The organism is Paucibacter sp. KBW04 (assembly GCF_003852425.1).
Lineage (GTDB): Bacteria > Pseudomonadota > Gammaproteobacteria > Burkholderiales > Burkholderiaceae_C > Paucibacter_A.
The window spans coordinates 128,399-145,098 of the sequence record NZ_QAJN01000018.1 but is presented as its reverse complement, the minus strand read 5'-3'; the positions used below and the strand labels follow the sequence as shown (position 1 = coordinate 145,098).

Annotated in this window: 11 protein-coding genes; 3 read left to right on the top strand and 8 right to left on the bottom strand. The window is 64.7% G+C overall.

The genetic code is table 11. The features are described 5' to 3' along the window. Positions 1-7: 7 nt before the first annotated feature. From DBR47_RS22130 to DBR47_RS22100, 7 genes are all read right to left on the bottom strand, one after another. Positions 8-1,015 carry an AEC family transporter gene (locus tag DBR47_RS22130; RefSeq protein ID WP_124454195.1) on the bottom strand — a complete coding sequence of 336 codons (1,008 nt, stop codon included), beginning with the start codon at positions 1,013-1,015 and terminating at the stop codon, positions 8-10. Positions 1,016-1,117: 102 nt separating this feature from the next. Further along, complete coding sequence (locus DBR47_RS22125) at positions 1,118-3,982, bottom strand: pitrilysin family protein (protein WP_231512450.1); 2,865 nt, start codon at positions 3,980-3,982, stop codon at positions 1,118-1,120. Between the two features lie 146 nt (positions 3,983-4,128). After that, the gene (locus DBR47_RS22120; RefSeq protein WP_124454193.1) at positions 4,129-4,401 is read right to left on the bottom strand and encodes a hypothetical protein; all 273 of its coding nucleotides are present in this window, start codon (positions 4,399-4,401) and stop codon (positions 4,129-4,131) included. A 74-nt stretch (positions 4,402-4,475) separates the two neighbouring features. Further along, positions 4,476-6,278 (bottom strand): MFS transporter, encoded by a 1,803-nt coding sequence (locus DBR47_RS22115; protein ID WP_231512449.1) that lies wholly within the window; start codon positions 6,276-6,278, stop codon positions 4,476-4,478. Between the two features lie 620 nt (positions 6,279-6,898). Further along, positions 6,899-7,174: a hypothetical protein gene (locus DBR47_RS22110; RefSeq protein ID WP_124454191.1), complete on the bottom strand. Its 276-nt coding sequence runs from the start codon at positions 7,172-7,174 to the stop codon at positions 6,899-6,901. Between the two features lie 70 nt (positions 7,175-7,244). After that, complete coding sequence (locus tag DBR47_RS22105) at positions 7,245-9,104, bottom strand: ATP-binding protein (protein WP_124454189.1); 1,860 nt, start codon at positions 9,102-9,104, stop codon at positions 7,245-7,247. Between the two features lie 94 nt (positions 9,105-9,198). Next, complete coding sequence (locus DBR47_RS22100; RefSeq protein ID WP_124454187.1) at positions 9,199-11,880, bottom strand: DNA topoisomerase III; 2,682 nt, start codon at positions 11,878-11,880, stop codon at positions 9,199-9,201. A gap of 124 nt (positions 11,881-12,004) precedes the next feature. Here DBR47_RS22100 and DBR47_RS22095 point away from each other — a divergent pair, with 124 nt between their 5' ends. Genes DBR47_RS22095 through DBR47_RS22085 form a run of 3 tightly spaced genes read left to right on the top strand, consistent with a single transcriptional unit; the run spans position 12,005 to position 14,198 of the window. Beyond that, complete coding sequence (locus DBR47_RS22095) at positions 12,005-12,517, top strand: SET domain-containing protein (RefSeq protein ID WP_124454185.1); 513 nt, start codon at positions 12,005-12,007, stop codon at positions 12,515-12,517. Positions 12,518-12,539: 22 nt separating this feature from the next. Continuing rightward, the gene (locus DBR47_RS22090; protein ID WP_124454183.1) at positions 12,540-13,433 is read left to right on the top strand and encodes a biotin--[acetyl-CoA-carboxylase] ligase; all 894 of its coding nucleotides are present in this window, start codon (positions 12,540-12,542) and stop codon (positions 13,431-13,433) included. A 3-nt stretch (positions 13,434-13,436) separates the two neighbouring features. Further along, a complete protein-coding gene (locus tag DBR47_RS22085; protein ID WP_124454181.1) occupies positions 13,437-14,198 on the top strand; it encodes a hypothetical protein in 762 nt (253 codons plus the stop codon). A 101-nt stretch (positions 14,199-14,299) separates the two neighbouring features. Here DBR47_RS22085 and DBR47_RS22080 read toward each other — a convergent pair whose 3' ends face one another. Continuing rightward, entirely contained in the window at positions 14,300-16,624 is a 2,325-nt protein-coding gene (locus DBR47_RS22080; RefSeq protein WP_124454179.1) for a S8 family peptidase, read from the bottom strand. Positions 16,625-16,700 lie beyond the last annotated feature (76 nt).

Genomic DNA, 16,700 nt, shown 5'->3' with positions numbered 1-16,700 from the left:
CCAATGCCTAGCCTCCAGGGTTGACGTGATGCAGCAGCGCCAGCCATAGCGGCGCCGTCAGCATGAACAGCAGAGTGGAGGCGACGATGGCGGCCGTCGTCTGGCCCTCCAAGCAGCGGTAGCGCTGGGCAAAGATCAGGGCGTTGGAGCCGGTGGGCAGGGCCGCCATCATCACGACCACACCCAAGGGCATGCCGCTCAGCCCCAGGCCCCAATGCGCGAAGACCAGCACCAGAGCCGGCAGCAGGATCAGCTTGGCCAGCACCAGGCCCAGCACCGGCTGCAAGCTCTTGGGCAAGCCGTAATAGGCCAGCGACATGCCGATCAGAGTCAGGCACAGGGGCACGACGGCCGTGCCCAGCATCTGCAAGACCTCGTCCAGCACGGCGGGCAGGTGCAAGCCCAAAGCGTTCCAGCTCAGGCCCGCCAACACCGGCAGCACGACGGGGTGAATCACGGTGTTGCGTAAGGTGGTGGCGAGGATCTGGCCCAGGCTCTGCGCCTGGGCTGCGGCGGCACGCTCGCGCGCCAGGTCCAGCTCCACCAAGGCGGTCAGCAGGGTCAGGATGCTCAGGGCGTGCAGGGTCACGACGGTGATGTGGATGGCCAGGCCGACCTCGCCAAACACGGCCGCCGCCATGGGCACGCCCACCTGCAAGGTATTGCCGAACATGGCGGTGATGGCTTGCACGCTGGGCGCGGCGGCCATGCCAGGCTGGCGCCCGGCCCCGCGCGCGCGTTGCAGGCCGTAGACCGCCAGCGCCAGCCCCAGCACGGGGATGAAAAATGCCGCCAACGTCAACCAGGGCAGCGTGGCGAAGTCCACCCGCGCCGTGGTGCGAAACAGCAGGGCCGGCACAAAGATGTAGAAGGCTGCTGCCGACAGCACCCGCGCCGGGTCGCCCCCGCTGCCACCCGCCGTGACATCGCCCAGCCAGCGCATACGGCCCACAAACCAACCGATGGCCACGGCGATGAAGATGGCCAGCAGCTTGTAGAAAACGGTCTCGCTCATGCGGCCAGTGTGCCGCCAAACAGAGCCCGGAAAAGCCGGGGCGAAAAAAAGGGCGCGCCCGCAGGCCCGCCCTTTTGCCAGCCTAAAAAACACAAACCTTGATCAGGGCTTGATCAACTGGCCCTCGGCATCACGCAGCTCCAGGGGCTTGCGGCCAAAGGCCTGCAACTGCGGCAGGATCTTGGCCTTGTCGCCCACGGCCACCACGATCAAGCCATCGGCATCCACATGGGTCTTGGCGGCTTGCAAGACGCTGGCCGGCGTGACAGCGGCAAAGCGGGCCGGCAGCTGAGCGACATAGTCCTCGCCAAAGCCCCTGGACCAGAAGCCCGCGAAGCTGGAGGCCACGACGCGGTTGGTGTCCAGCAGGCCCGGCAGGGTCAAGAGCTGGGCATTGCGGGCACGCTCGGTTTCCTCGGGCTTGAGCCCTTGGGCACGCACGGCGGCGATCTCGGCAAACATATCTTTCAAGGCCTCGCCGGTCACATCCGTGCGCACGCTGCCGCGAATGGCGAAGTCGCCCACCTGGCGGCCCATCTGGAAGTTGGAATAGATGCCATAGGTATAGCCCTTGACCTCACGCAGCTGGTGGTTGATGCGCGAGGTGAAGGCGCCGCCCAGGGCGGTATTCATCACCTGGATGGCCGCCGCTTGCGGGTCTTGGGCCAAGGGGCCGGCGGAGACGACGGCCAGGGCCGTCTGCGGTGCGCCGGGCTTGTCCACCAGGATCACCCGGGCCGCACTGGGCTTGGCCTTGGGCACTGCGGCGGCCGCTTGCGTCTGCGCGGCAGGGGCCGACTTCCAGCTGCCAAACAAGCTCTGGGCCAGCTCTTTCGCCTCGGCCTCGCTGACATCACCCGCGATGACCAGGGCCGCTTGTTCGGGGCGATATTGCTGCTGCCAGAACTGGCGCAGGGCCGCGGCATCGGTGGCCTTGATCGCCGCCTCATTGCCCAGGGCGCTGAAGGCCAGGGGGTGGCCCTCGCCGTAAACCGCTTGGTTGGCGATCACCGCCGCGACGGCAGCCGGGTTCTCCCGCTGCTGAGCCAGCGCGGCCAGGCGAGCCGCCTTCTTGCGTTGCAACTCCGCCTCGCTGAAGGCCGGGTTCTGCGCCACATCGGCCAAGAGGCTCAGGCCTCGTTTGAAATTGGCCTTGAGGCTGCTCAGCTCGATGCGTGAATCCTCCAGGCTGGCGGCGCTTGTCAGCTGAGCGCCCAGGTTAGCGACCTCATCGGCCAGCTGCTGGGCGCTGCGGGTTTGCGTGCCTTCTTGCAGCATGCTGGCGGTGAAGCTGGCCAGGCCCGGCTTGTCGGCCGGGTTGTTCAGCTGACCGGCACGCACGATCAAGCTGGCGCTGACCAGGGGCAGGCCGGGCTTGGGCACATGGACCAGGGTCAGGCCATTGGCCAGAGCGATGCGCTTGCCACTGGGCAGGCTCAGCGCCAGCGCCTTGCCGGGCTTGGGCTGTTTGTTGCGCCAGGCTTCGCTCGGGTTGAGTTGGGCGCGTTCGGCGGCACTAAGCACCTCGGCCTTGGCCGTGGGCATGGGCGGGGTGGGCACCTCGGCGGCCAAGACCTTCTCGCCCGGCGTGGCCTGCACCACCACGCGCTTGTTCTTGTCCAGATACTTGATCACTGCGGCACGCACCGACTCGGGCGTGACGGCGCGGTAGCGGGCCAGGTCCTTGCCGACGAAGTCGGGGTCGCCGGCCATCTGGTTGTAATGGTTGAGCAGATCGGCCAGGCTGCCGACCTTTTCCATGCGCGAGAGCAGATTGGTCTCGATGGCGGCACGGGCGCGCTGCAACTCTTCATTCGAGGGCGGGTTCTTCACCAGCTCGGCCAGTTCACCATCGACCAAAGCCTCGATCTCGTCCAATGACTTGCCGGGCCGCGCCACCACTTCCACCCCGAACACCGAGCCCAGGGCCAGCGATTCCTGGGCCACCTGCACCGTCTGGGCCAGCTGGGTTTCGTAAACTAACTTTTTATGCAGGCGGCTTGCCTTGCCGCCGCCCAGGATGTAGCCGGCCACATCCAGATCGGCGTCGCCGGCCTGGAAAATGGCGGGCGTGTGCCAGGCCAGATTCAGGCGCGAGAGCTCCACCCGGTCCGTCACCTTGACGCGCTTCTCTGCCGCAATCACAGGCTGAGCCGCATGCGCCGGCGGCACCGGATCACCCGCCTTGAGCGTGCCGAAATACTTCTGCAACAGCTTTTTGGCCTCGGCCGGCTTGAAGTCACCGGCCAGCACCAGGGTGGCGTTGTTCGGGCGGTAATAGGTGCGCGAGAAGGCCTTGACGTCTTCCAGCTTGATGCTCTGAATGTCGGCGTGCGAGCCGATCACGGTGGCGCGGTAGGGGTGGCCCTCGGGGAACAAGGCCTGGTAGACCGCCTCCTCGACGATGCCGTAGGGGCGATTCTCGACCGACTGGCGGCGCTCATTGCGCACCACGTCCTGCTGATTGGCCAGGGCCACGGCGTCGACATTGTCGATCATGTAACCCAGCATGTCGGACTTGATCCACAGCCCCAGCTCCAGCTGATTGCTGGGCAGGGTGAAGAAGTAGTTGGTGCGGTCGAAATTGGTGGAGCCGTTGGAGTCGGTGCCGCCCGCGGCCTCGACGATCTTGTCGGCCTCGCCGCGCGGGATGTGCTTGGTGCCGGCGAACAGCAGGTGTTCAAACAAATGGGCAAAGCCGGTCTGGCCATTGGCCTCGTTTTGCGGCCCGGCATGCACCCACAGATTGAAGGCCACCAGGGGCAGGCGGTGGTCTTCCACCAAGATCACCTCAAAGCCATTGGCCAGGCGAATTTTTTCAAACTTGACGGCCAAACGGCCTTCGCTGGAGACCACCGCGCCCACATTGGCGCTTGCTTCGGCGGCCCAGGCCGAGCTCAGGGCAAGGCCGCTCATACCGCTACTCAAGGCAGCAGCGGCCGCGATGGCCAGGAGTTTGAATTTCATTGGAATTCCATTGGATGTACAGATGGCGCGCACCATACTGCGAGCGCGCCTGGCCGACAAGTGTCGAAAATCAGGGCACGCGGCCGGTGGCAATTTGCGGCGGGCGGCCCAGGCGGGGTTCGCCGCCACCGATTCTTCTGCCTTGTTCAGCGCCGCAGTCGCGCGATCAGCCACGCACCGGCCAGCACGGGCATCAATATGATGGCGTTGGACACCAGCCCAGCAAGGATGGCGTGGGTCATACTCACCGAACCGCTAGGCATGGTGGCGGGGATCATGACAGCCACGAACACCACGCCCATGGCCAGGGGCAGGACGCGCCCTGTCACCGCCGCGGTTCTCTGCATCGTCACCACGAGAGCGATGATCAGTCCAAAGCGAAAAAGGTCGGTCAATTGTGAAAGCACGAGATCGGTCAAAGCGGCATCTCCCTTGTCAAATGCACACCGGGCCGTGGCTTCGCGGAAGCCTCGGCCCGGCAATCGAGATGGGCTTATCTGCCGCCGTCGCCAGCGAAGATGTCCTTCCTGTGGGTACCACCCGGCACCAGCAACATACCGATGACCACCGTCATGACGGCCACCACGATGGCGTACCACAGGCCCGAGTAGATGTTGCCGGTCTGCGCCGAAATCGCGAAGGCGGTCGCCGGCATCAGGCCACCGAACCAGCCATTGCCGATGTGATACGGCAGCGACAGGCCCGAGTAGCGGATGCGGGTCGGGAACAGTTCAACCAGCATCGCGGCGATCGGGCCGTAGACCATGGTCACCAAGATGACAAGATAGGTCAGGATGGCGATGATCGTCAGCTTCTGCGCCGTGAAGATGTCGAAGAAGTGCTGGGCCTTTGCAATGCTCGAGTTGTCGGCCGGAACCATCGGGTAGCCCGCCTGCTTCAGCGCCGCATTCAGCGCGGAGTCGAACGTGGTCTTGGCCTTCTTCAAATCGTCGCCGGCGAGCTTGCCCGCGTCGTACGCCGGGATCGACGTTTCGCCGACCTTCACCACCGCCAAGGTGCCAGGCGCTGCACCTTCCAAGGTGGTGTAGTTCACCGAGGTACGAGCCAGTTGTGCCTTGGCGATGTCGCAAGACGAAGTGAACTTGGCCGTTCCCGTGGGGTTGAACTGGAACGAGCAGTCTTGCGCGTTCACGGTCACCGTAACGGGCGTCTGGTGCGCTTTGTAGATCGCGGGATTGGCCGTCTTGGTCAGCAAGCCGAACAGAGGCAGGAAGGTGACGGCACCCAGCAGACAGCCCGCCAGGATGATGGGCTTGCGGCCGATGCGATCGGACAGCGCGCCAAAGAACAGGAAGCCGCCCGTGCCCAGGATCAAGGACCAGGCCACCATCACGTTGGCCGTGAAGCTGTCGATCTTGATCACGTTCTGCATGAAGAACAGCGCGTAGAACTGGCCCGTATACCAAACCACGGCCTGACCTGCGACGAGGCCGAACAGCGCGATGAGGGCGATCTTGCCGTTCTTCCAGTTGCCGAAGGCTTCGCTCAGCGGTGCCTTGGAGGTGCGGCCCTCTTCCTTCATCTTCTTAAAGGCCGGGCTCTCGTTCATCTGCAGGCGGATGTAGAGCGAGATCAGCAGCAGGAAGATCGAGCCAATGAAGGGCACGCGCCAGCCCCAGGCATTGAATGCCTTGACCATCTGCGGTGTGCCGTCGGCCATCAACACCGCGATGCCGTCCTTCATCAGGGGCACGTCGGGATAGTTGCCATTGACGTAGCCTTGCACCGACAGAATCACGATCAAGGACAGCAACAGGCCCAAGGTCGCCGTGGTCTGGATGAAGGCCGTGAAGTAGCCACGCTGGTTGGCTGGCGCATGCTCAGCCACGTAGATCGCTGCACCACCGTACTCGCCGCCCAGCGCCAGGCCCTGCGCCATGCGCAGCAAGATCAGGATGATGGGAGCCGCAACGCCCCAGCTTTCGTAGTTGGGCAAGACGCCGACCAGGAAAGTCGAAACACCCATGATGACGATGGTCATCAGGAAGGTGTACTTGCGTCCGATCATGTCGCCCAGCATGCCGAACACCAGGGCGCCAAACGGACGCACGATGAAGCCGGCTGCGAAGGCAAGCAAGGCGAACACATTGCGTGTGTTTTCGGGGAAGGCGGTGAAGAACTGCGCCCCGATGATCGCGGCCAGCGCGCCGTAGAGGTAGAAGTCGTACCACTCGAAGATTGTTCCCGCCGAAGAGGCGGCAATCACCTTTTTCTCTTCAGGGGTCATGGGCCGGGAACGTTCCCGCACCGAGTTTGTGATGTCGCTTGTCGTCATTCAGCTTGCTCCCTTTATATCCAGCACTTTGGCCAGACGGTTTTTAATTGCAGTCGGACTGCGGACCACCTCTTTTTCGCTTCGCCTTTTGGGTAACCGGCCTGGGCTTAAAGCGAAGCTCTGTCGCGCAGGGTGGCCTGTTCAGGCCAGCCGAAGGCCCGTCCGCTTGTTCGCCGACGCGCATCCAACAGCAGCATCCCCACTTCCCAACTTCGCGAATGTGTCGACGGTCCCTTACGTCAAAATTTCAACGGCCGCCCATGACTTCAAAGCGAGGGAAAGTCCGCGTTAAGCAGGGCGCACCCCGCACATACCAGGGGTTAGCACCCCTAGGATTCGGTTCTTCCGAACCGGAGAACACATGCTGAACTATCGCCATCTCCATACTTCGTAAGTACCCTGCCGCGTTCGCCGCCACAGGCCGGATGGGCTCGAGCAAATGCGAAAAGATGCCTCACGTTATGGAGATCACAATTCGTTCTGAGCCGAAATTCCAAGAATGCGCGCCCTAGGGCGCGAGACCCTTTCTCAACCCGCACTTCGAGGTGGCGACTGGCCACGGCGCCTCGGAGCCCCGTGTCAGGCACGATGAGTTCGGTGGCCGCTCTCTAGGCGGTCAGTCAGTCTTGAGAACGCGTGAGGCTGCGGACACGGCAGAGCTGGCAGACCAAGTGCACGGCGGCCAATGAAGATGCCAGGCTCAGCAGCGGCCAGCCGTAGTTGCCTTGTTTCATGACTTGTTGGGTCAGGAACAGGATCGGCACGAACCAGACGGTGCCCCAGCTGCCCGTCAAAGCACGGCCGCCGTATGCCATCTTCCAGAGCCGCCAGTACTGCCCTTGCAGCAAAGGCAGCAGCGAGAACAGGAAAGAGGCGTAGGGCAGGAGGAGGTGCAAGGCCTTGATCTACCCAACCTGCCAAGGCAACCAATTTGGCGCTCTACACGCACCCCACAAACACCGGCCTTCAGATCACGCAGGGCAGGCTCAGGTCAAACTCGAATTCGCTACCCTCGCCCAGCACGCTTCTCACGCGAATCTCGCCGCCCATCTCCTGCACCAGCTGCTGGCTGATGGACAGGCCCAGGCCGGTGCCGCCCAGGCAGCGGGCGCTGTCGGCCACTTGCTCGAAGGGCTGGAAGAGGTGGCTCAGATGCTGCTCGGCGATGCCGATGCCGGAGTCGCCCACGGCGAAGCGCAGGCGCACACGATCGCCGTCCCAGGCCAGGAACTGCACGCTCAGGCAGACGGCGCCCGCGTCGGTGTACTTGACGGCGTTGGAGAGCAGATTGAGCAAGATCTGGCGCAGGCGCTGGCCGTCCACCATCACCCGCTGCGGCAGATGGGGCGAGAGGTCGACGGCGAACATCAGCTTCTTCTGCTCGGCGCGCAGGCGCACGGTGTCGCAAGCCATGTCCAGCAGGGCGCGCAGGTCCACCGGGCTGGGCTGCAAACGCACCTTGCCGGCCTCGATGCTGGCCATGTCCAGTACATCGGAGATCAGGCTGAGCAAATGCTCGCCGGAGTTGCGGATGGAGTCGATGCGCGCACGCTGGTCGGGCCGCAGCTCATCGTCCATCTGCAGCAGCTGGGCAAAGCCCAGGATGGCGTTGAGGGGCGTGCGGAACTCATGGCTCATGGTGGCCAGGAAGCGGCTCTTGGCCTGGCTGGACACTTCGGCCCGGGTGATGGCTTGCTTGAGCGCCTGGGTGCGTTTGGCCACCAGCTCTTCCAGATGGTCGCGGTGGTGGGTCAGCTCTTGCTCGGCCAGGCGGCGCTGGGTGATGTTGGTGATCATGCCCTCGATGCGCGGGCCGCCGCCCTCCTCGGGTTCGGCGACGCGATGGACCGTCAGCTCCACCCAGAGCTGGCGGCCCTCGGGCAGGGCGATGCGCAGCGGCACTTGCTGCAAACGCTGGTCGCGCATCAGGGCGCGGGCCATGGCCTTGTAGTCCGCCGGGTCCAGCTCCGCCAGCTGGCGCAGGCGGGCGCCGGCCGCCAGGGCCTGGGCCGGCGAAGCAAAGCCCAGCATGCGGGCCAAGGCGTGGTTGAGGCTGAGCAGGCGGCCCCGGTCATCGGCCTGGAAGATGCCGGCCGGCGCGTTCTCGTAGAGGCTGCGGTAGCGCTCCTCGCTGCGCTTGAGCTCTTGCGAGGAGGCCAGCAGGCTGGAACTCATGGCGTTGAATTGCTCGGTGAGCCGGCCTATCTCATCGCGCTTGCCCACCTCGGCCCGGGCGCCCAGATCGCCATCGGCCACCCGCTGGGCCAAGGCCCCCAGGCGTAGCACCGGTTGCTTGACAAAGCGTTTAACCAGCACATAACAGCTCAAGACCACGGTCGCCAGCACGCCCAGCAAAAGGGCGGCCACAAAGCGGCGGGTGCGCTGCAACTGTTCCTGGCTTTGCTCGCGGCTGTAGATCAGGCTGACCCGCGCCAGCGACTTCTGGGCGGCGTAGGCATTGCTGCTGTAGACCACATCAAACTCGCTGCGCAAGGGCTCAACGGGCTGACCCATGCGCTGGCGCACGATGGGCTTGTCGCTGAAGCTCTCGCTGCGCACCTCGATGGCATGCACCTCGGGATCGGCCATCACCGCGTCCAGCAGGTTCTCCACCGAGCCGGCATCCATATTCCAGATGGGCACGGCCAGATTGCGCTTGACCAGCATCACCATGCGAGCCACCCGCTGATCCAGCTCCAGGCTCAGCTCGCGCTCCATCTGGGTGGTCCAGACCAGGCCCACCACGGCCACCAGGGCCGTGGCAACCCCGGCAATGCCCAGCATCAGCCTTGCCTGAATGCCCAGACCGAAATCCCTAACCGACATGCGATCCCTCCCCAGGAATCCTCATCACGATGCGTGAACGGGCCAGCCGGCCCGTCAGAGTTTGTGCGCCGGGGCCCGCTCGGGGGCCCTGGCCTCAGGCCTTGGCGGTTTTCTTGGCCGCCGCTTTCTTGGCCGGGGCCTTGGCGGCAGCCTTGCTGGCAGTCTTGGCCGCGGGGGCCTTGTCCGCCGCTTTGTCTGCCGTCTTTGCCGCCGGCTTGGCTCCGGGCTTGGCCGCGCGCGGCTCAAACTCGAACATCACCTTGCCTTCCTTTTTGTCAAAGGCCAGGAAGGCCTTGAACTTGCGTCGGGTCTTGTTGGAGACGAAGTTCTCCAGCAGCTCGGTCTTGCCCGTGCTCAGGAGCTTTTGCATCTGCGCCACCTCGATGGGCTGCTGCAGAATGATTTTGCCGCTCTTGAAGTCGCAGCTAGAGCCAGGGCCGACCGCGTTTTGGCAGACATAGTTGCTGCCATGCTCGAACACCGAGCCGCCGCATTTGGGGCAATGGCCCAGCGCCGTCTGGGCGCTGAAGTCCACCGGCTCGCCAAGGCCTTCAGCCTTTTTGGCATCCTCGCCGAAGTCGAACTCCAGCTTCCAGTTCTTGATCTCCTCGTCATAGACCAGGGCCAACTCGGCGGTGAAGGGCCAACCCGCCTTGGAGCGAAAGCCTTCCAGCGGGCCGATCTTTTTGTCGACCAAGAACTTCTCCACCTCGTGCAGCTCAAAGCTGCGGCTGCCGGGGATCTTGCCGATGGAGAAACCGCAGCCTTCGGCCGCACCGTCCTTGCCAGTGCAGGTGAAGCGGCGATAGTTCTCTTTCACCACGCCGCCGCATTTGGGGCAAGGGGCTTTGAGCGTCGCGTAGTCGCCGGGAATGGTGTCGCGGTCGTATTCCTTGGCTTTTTGCACCACGCGCTCGGTCATGGCGGCGATCTCAGCCATGAAGGCGTCGCGGTTCAGGCGGCCCTTCTCCATCTCGGCCAGCTTGAATTCCCATTCGCCGGTGAGCTGCGGGTTGGTCAGGTTCTCCACATTCAGGCCGCGCAGCAGGGTCATCAGCTGGAAGGCCTTGGCGGTGGGGATGAGCTCACGGCCGTCGCGCACCATGTACTTCTCGGTCAGCAGACCTTCGATGGTGGCGGCGCGGGTGGCTGGCGTGCCCAGGCCTTTTTCGGTCATGGCGGCGCGCAGCTCTTCGTCTTCGATCAGCTTGCCCGCGCCTTCCATGGCGGAGAGCAAAGTCGCTTCCGTGTAACGGGCCGGCGGCTTGGTGGCCAGGGCCTTCACATCCACGCCCTCGGTGCGCACCACTTCGCCCGCGGCCACGGCCACCAGATTGGCATCGTCTTCTTGCGCTTCTTTGCCGTAGACGGCCAACCAGCCCGGCTTGACCAGCACCTTGCCATTGGTTTGGAAGTTGTAGTCCTTACCCCCAGCCTTGACGGTGCTGATGCGGGTCGTGACCAGGAACTCGGCCGGCGGGAAAAACACCGCCAGGAAGCGCTTGACCACCATGTCATAGAGCTTGGCCTCGATGTCGGTCAGGCTCTTGGGCGCTTGCAGGGTGGGGATGATGGCAAAGTGATCCGAGACCTTGCTGTTATCAAACACCTTTTTGGTCGGCTTGATATAGCCTTCCTTCAAGGACTTCTTGGCATGCGCGGCCAGCTCGCGCAGAGGGCCGGGCATGTCTTCAGAGGCGATCATCTCGGCCGTCTGCTTGGCCACAGCCAGATAGTCTTCGGGCAGATAGCGCGAGTCGGTACGCGGATAGGTCAAGACCTTGTGCTTCTCGTACAAGGCCTGGGCCAGGGAGAGCGTGGTCTTGGCCGAGAAGCCAAAGCGCGAGTTGGCCTCGCGCTGCAAGGTGGTCAGGTCGTAGAGGCCGCCGCAGCTGCTGCTGGTGGGCTTGCTTTCTTCCGTCACCTTGGCGGGCTGGCCCAGCACGGCGGCGGCAATGGCCTCGGCGTCGGGGCGTTGCCAGAGGCGGTCGGCCTTGAGCTCGGCGTCCTCGGCGTTCTTCTTCCACTGCGGATCAAACCACTTGCCTTCGTACTGGCCGGCTTGGGCGTCGAAGCTGGCACGCACCTCCCAGTAGTCGCGCGCCACATGCTTGCGGATCTTTTCTTCCCGCTCCACCACGATGGACAGCGTGGGCGTCTGCACCCGGCCGACCGTGGTCAGAAAGAAGCCGCCATCGCGCGAATTGAAGGCCGTCATCGCCCGGGTGCCGTTGATGCCGACCAGCCAATCGGCCTCGGAGCGGCAGCGCGCCGCATCGGCCAGGGGCAGCATCTGCGCGTCCGTGCGCAGCTTCTCAAAGCCCTCGCGGATGGCTTGCGGCGTCATGGACTGCAGCCACAGGCGCTGCACCGGCTTGTTGATGGCCGCCTTGGCCGTGCCGGCGTACTGAACGATCAGGCGGAAGATCAGCTCACCCTCGCGGCCCGCGTCACAGGCGTTGATCAGCTGCGTCACGTCCTTGCGGCGGATCAGCTTGACCAGGGCGTTCAGCCGGCCCTTGCTCTTGTCGATGGGATTGAGATCAAAGTGAGGCGGGATCACCGGCAGATTGGCAAAGCTCCACTTGCCGCGCTTGACGTCAAATTCTTCCGGCGCCTTGATCTCCACCAGATGGCCGACGGCCGAGCTGACCACATAGTGCTCGCTCTCAAAGTACTCGTCATGTTTCTCGAACTTGCCAGCGCTCGGGGTGAGCGCACGCACGATGTCCTGGGCCACGGAGGGCTTCTCGGCAATGATCAGTGTTTTGCTCATAGTGTCGGTTTGATGTTTTCTTCTGTTCAATCGGCAAGGTGGTCCCGTGCTCTGCCTACAATCCGGCCTCGCGCATGCGCACACGCACGCGCGCACCCATGAATTCAATGTAACCACAAACTCGATGACGCAAGCCGCTCGTAAAAAGTCCCCGGCCGCTGCCGCCAAGCCCGCAGCCCCAGCGAAGGCCTCGGGCCGCCGGATCCAGGTGCGCAATTCGGGTGTGCATGGGCGCGGAGTCTATGCGCTTGCGCCCATCGCTGCAGGTGAGGTCATCATCGAGTACACCGGTGAGCGCATCAGCTGGGACGAAGCGATGGATCGCCATCCGCACGACCCCAGCCAGCCCAACCACACGTTTTACTTCCATATCGATGACGGCCGCGTCATCGACGCCCTCCACGGCGGCAATAGCTCGCGCTGGATCAACCACGCTTGCGAGCCCAATTGCGAGGCCGACGAGGTGGAGGGCCGGGTCTATATCAAGGCCTTGGTGGACTTGAGCCCCGGCGAAGAGCTGTTCTACGACTACGGCCTCACGATTGACGAGCGCTACACGCCCAAGCTGAAGAAAGAATTCGCCTGTTACTGCGGCAGCCCGCACTGCCGTGGCACCATGTTGGCACCCAAGCGCTAAGCGCACTCCCCCCCGCAGTCCCATGTCCAGCTCCGACACCCCCTACCAAGACTGGCAAGCCGAAGCGCTTTGGCAAACCCTCAGCCCCTTGCTTCCGGGCATCAGCGTCGAGGTGCTGGCCCGCGTCGCCTCCACCAACACCGCCTTGCTGGAGCGGGTCAAGAACGAGGCCCGCAGCGGCTCGCCCCAAGCTTACGGGCGGCGTTCGCACGATATGCAACCCTGCCTGCTGGTGGCCGAGCAGCAAAGCCATGGCCGTGGCCGCATGGGCCGGGCCTGGTTGTCCAGCACTGGCGGCAGCTCGCTAACCTTCTCCCTGGGCCTGCCCATGAGCGTGGCCGACTGGTCGGGCCTGTCCCTGGCCGTGGGCTGCGCCATCGCCGACGCCCTGGAGCCACCGGCACAGATCCCGGCCGCTCAGGCGCCGCGCCTGATGCTGAAATGGCCCAATGACATCTGGCTGGACGGCCGCAAGCTGGGCGGCATCTTGATCGAAACCGTGCCGGCCGGCAGCCAGCGCATGGTCATCATCGGCGTGGGTCTGAATATCCACGAACTGAGTGGTGGCACGGCGCCAGAACCCAGCGCCAGTGCCTTTTCCACCGGCTTTGCCAGCTTGCAGGAGTTCCGCCCCGGCATCCAGGCGCCCGAAGTCCTGGCCCTGATCGCACCCGCCCTGGCCCGCGCACTCAATGCCTTCCAGAGCGAAGGCTTCGCTCCCTGGCAAGCGCCCTACGCCAGGCGCGACCTGACCCTGGGCCGCCAGGTCAGCGCCGGCAGCTTGCAAGGCATCTCGCGCGGCATCAGCGCCAGCGGCGAGCTGCTGATCGAATCCGCCGAACAGGGCTTGCAGCCGGTCAGCGGCGGCGAGGTCAGCCTGCGCTTGGTCGCTGAGCGCCCCAGCAGCGGCAACTGAAGCATGTTGCGCACCCTGCTGCTGATTCTCCTGGCCCTGAACGCCGCACTGTTCGGCTGGACGCGCGGCTGGTTCGACGAGCTGCTGAGCTTCAAGGCTCGCGGTGACCGCGAGCCCGAGCGCGTGGCCCGCCAGGTCAACCCCGAACGCATCACCCTGCTCACACCCGAACGCCTGGCGCAGATCCAGGCCAGCGAAGCGCGCAGCTGCCTGGAGCTGCCCCTGGTGGGCGACCCGGCCCTGCAAGCGGCGCAAAGCCTGCTGGCCCGCTCCGGCATCACGCCGACCGACTTCCAGCCCCAGCACAGCGAGGAGCCCGGCGTCTGGGCGGTGGCCAGCATCAAGCTGCCGAACAAGGACTTCCAGCAGCGCAAGGAAGAAACCTATCGCAAGATGAAGATCAATTTTGAGTATCTGCAAGGCATGCCCAATGAGATGCCCAGCCTGATCCTCAGCCGCCACAGCAGCGAAGCGGCCGCCGCCCGGGCGGTGGATGCGCTGGAAAAGCGTCAGCTCAAAGGTCTGCGCGTCTTGACCCTGCAAGAGCCCATCAAACGCCACCGCCTGTTAGTGCCTCAGGCCGATGGCCTGCTGCGCGCCAAGCTGGCGCAACTCAGCAAGGACCCAGCCCTGGCGCCGGGTTTCCGCCCCTGCCCGGTGAGCGCATCGGCCAGTTCGGCCGCGGATGGAGCGGCTTCCGCCCCTGCGGCGACCAGCCTGACGCCAACGATTCCTGCGAGCGCGGGGGCGAGTACGGCGCGCTAACCCAGCGATTCATCGCATGGCTTGCTCGGGCGGCGATGCAACTAGGCCCTGACTGAGGGTGCGGCAATGTCTCGCCGCACCAGCGGCCAGAGGCATCCCCATCAAAGCTTGCGGCCACCACCCCGCCGCAACACAAAGCTGGCCAGGCCCAACAAGGCCACCCACACGGCGCCAAATGCGCCACCACCGCCGCCGCCACCCGAGTTGCTGCTACTGCTGCCGCCGCTTGATGCGGCCACGATGGCAAAGGTCTGGGTGACCGGGCTGGCCGCTGCATAGGCCGCGTTACCGGCCTGATTGGCCGTAATGCTGCAATTGCCCACGGCGACCAAGGTCAGCGTACTGCCCGAGACGGTGCACACCGAGGTGCTGGTGGAGGTGTAGCTGACCGCCAGACCGGAGCTGGCCGTCGCACTCAAGGCCGGCGGGCTGACGCCCAGGGTCTGGGTGGGAATGCTCGGGAAGGTGATGGTCTGGGCACCTTGAGTGATGGCAATCGTCTGCACCACATCGGCCGCTGCCGCATAAGTGCTGTTGCCAGCCTGGCTGGCCGTGACCGTGCATGTGCCCACGGCCAGCAGCGTCAGCGAGTTGCCGCTGACCGTGCACACCGTCGATGGTGATGCGCTGAAGCTGACCGTCAGGCCGGAGCTGGCCGTGGCGCTGAGCGCCACCGGCGAGGCGGCCATGGTCTGGCTGGAGGGGGTGGTGAAGGTGATGGTTTGCGGCGTCAAGGCCGGGTTGGCCGCCTTGGCAGCGGCCACCGCTGCCGCCGCATCCAGCATGCCGGCGCCACAGGTGCTGGTGGTGCAATAGCACTCGTCCTGCACCGCGCCGGTGGGTGCCGTGCATTGCGGGATGCCAGCCGTGCCGCCACTGGTGACGAAGCGCCGCGCCGTGCTCTTCAAGGTACTGAGCACCTGGGCCGGAGTCATATTCGGATTGGCCGACAGCATCAAGGCCACCGTGCCGGCCACGATGGGCGCCGAGAAGCTGGTGCCCACCGAGGCACTGTTGTTGGTGTAGCTGCTATCGCCAGCGACCGGGGTGGTCGTGCCGCTATTGGTGGTGCTGAGCATGGGGTAGAGGCAGGCCCCGGTGGTGTTGACGCAATTGCCGCCGGGCGCGGCGATGCTGACCTCGGGGCCAATGCTGGAGAAGCCCACCTTGCTGCCCACATGGCGCAGAGCCGCCACCGTGATCACGCCGGGGCAGTTGCCCGGGATGCCCACGGCCAGGCCCTCGCTATTGCCGGCCGCCGCCACAATCGTCACGCCCTTGGCCGTGACTTGGTTGATCACATCGCGGTACAGGCCACCGGTGCCGGTGGTGCCGCAGGCACCGTCACCACCCAAGCTCATATTGAGCACCTTGGCCGGATTGGGGTTGCTGGGTAGACCGGCAACCGCGATGCCGGCCGCCCATTTCATGCCGGCCATGATGTCGGAGTCATAGCCGCCGCATTTGCCCAAGACCCGCACGGGCAAAAGCTTGACGCCCCAGGCCGCACCGGCAATGCCTTGGGCGTTATTGCTGGCCGCCGCAATCAGGCCGGAAACCCGGGTGCCGTGCCAGGAGCTGTTGGAGACCGTGCAGTTTGAGCCGAGGCTGCCGTTGGCGACGTCGCTCTGGCTCACCCAATCGCCCGGATCGGAAGGGTCGTCGTCGTTGAGGTTGCCGTCATTGGCGGCGGCCAAGGCGCTTGTGTTGGCAAAGCCAACCATGTCATAACCCACTTTGCCAGCGGAAAAGGAGGCGTTGGCGATGAACTGCCCGCTCAGATCGGGGTGATCAAAGCGCACCCCGGTGTCGATCACCGCCACCACGACGGAGGCGCTGCCGGTGCTGATGTCCCAGGCGGCCGGGGCATTGATGCTGGACACGACCTCGCCCGCCGGGGCTTTCAGATACCACTGGCCATAGGCCGAGCCATTGCCGGAGCTGGGCGGAGTCCCGCCATTGCCTGCGTAAAGCGTGTCATTGGGCACGACGGTATGGCGACGCAGGTGGTCGACCACCGCCACTTCCACCTCGCTATCGGCAGACAAACGCTTGGCCAACTCGGCCGAGCTGATGCCGGTGGCGGTGATCACATGCGTGCGTTCATCCAAATTCTTTCGCGCCCTCAGACCCTGGGCAGACAGGCCACTCAGACCGGTGCGCTGGCCCAGCGCCGTGGCGCGGCTTTGCGCCACTTCCTTGACGGTAGAGGCATCCATGCTGAGCGAGAGGGCGCGTCTGCGCAGGCTATCCGCGGCGGGTTTGAAGCGCACGATGACACGGGCCTGCTCGGTGGAGCTGCTCGCACTGGCCGACGAGTTGGCGTCCGTCGCAGCCCCCGAGGGCACCGAGGCACCAGTGGCGGCCAAGGCCAGAACGAGGGCCAAGGCGGGCAGCCGCGGGATCGAGTTAGGCAGGTGCTTCATAAGCCGGACTTTCAGTTGCGAGCGTGGTGCGGCGAGTTTAGGCGTGTGCCTGCATTTCCAGCGTAAAGAAAGGCAA

Coding starts and splice junctions, on each gene's coding strand:
- DBR47_RS22130 (WP_124454195.1), bottom strand. CDS start 1,015: ATGAGCGAGACCGTTTTCTACAAGCTGCTGGCCATCTTCATCGCCGTG.
- DBR47_RS22125 (WP_231512450.1), bottom strand. CDS start 3,982: ATGAAATTCAAACTCCTGGCCATCGCGGCCGCTGCTGCCTTGAGTAGC.
- DBR47_RS22115 (WP_231512449.1), bottom strand. CDS start 6,278: ATGACGACAAGCGACATCACAAACTCGGTGCGGGAACGTTCCCGGCCC.
- DBR47_RS22105 (WP_124454189.1), bottom strand. CDS start 9,104: ATGTCGGTTAGGGATTTCGGTCTGGGCATTCAGGCAAGGCTGATGCTG.
- DBR47_RS22100 (WP_124454187.1), bottom strand. CDS start 11,880: ATGAGCAAAACACTGATCATTGCCGAGAAGCCCTCCGTGGCCCAGGAC.
- DBR47_RS22095 (WP_124454185.1), top strand. CDS start 12,005: ATGACGCAAGCCGCTCGTAAAAAGTCCCCGGCCGCTGCCGCCAAGCCC.
- DBR47_RS22090 (WP_124454183.1), top strand. CDS start 12,540: ATGTCCAGCTCCGACACCCCCTACCAAGACTGGCAAGCCGAAGCGCTT.
- DBR47_RS22085 (WP_124454181.1), top strand. CDS start 13,437: ATGTTGCGCACCCTGCTGCTGATTCTCCTGGCCCTGAACGCCGCACTG.
- DBR47_RS22080 (WP_124454179.1), bottom strand. CDS start 16,624: ATGAAGCACCTGCCTAACTCGATCCCGCGGCTGCCCGCCTTGGCCCTC.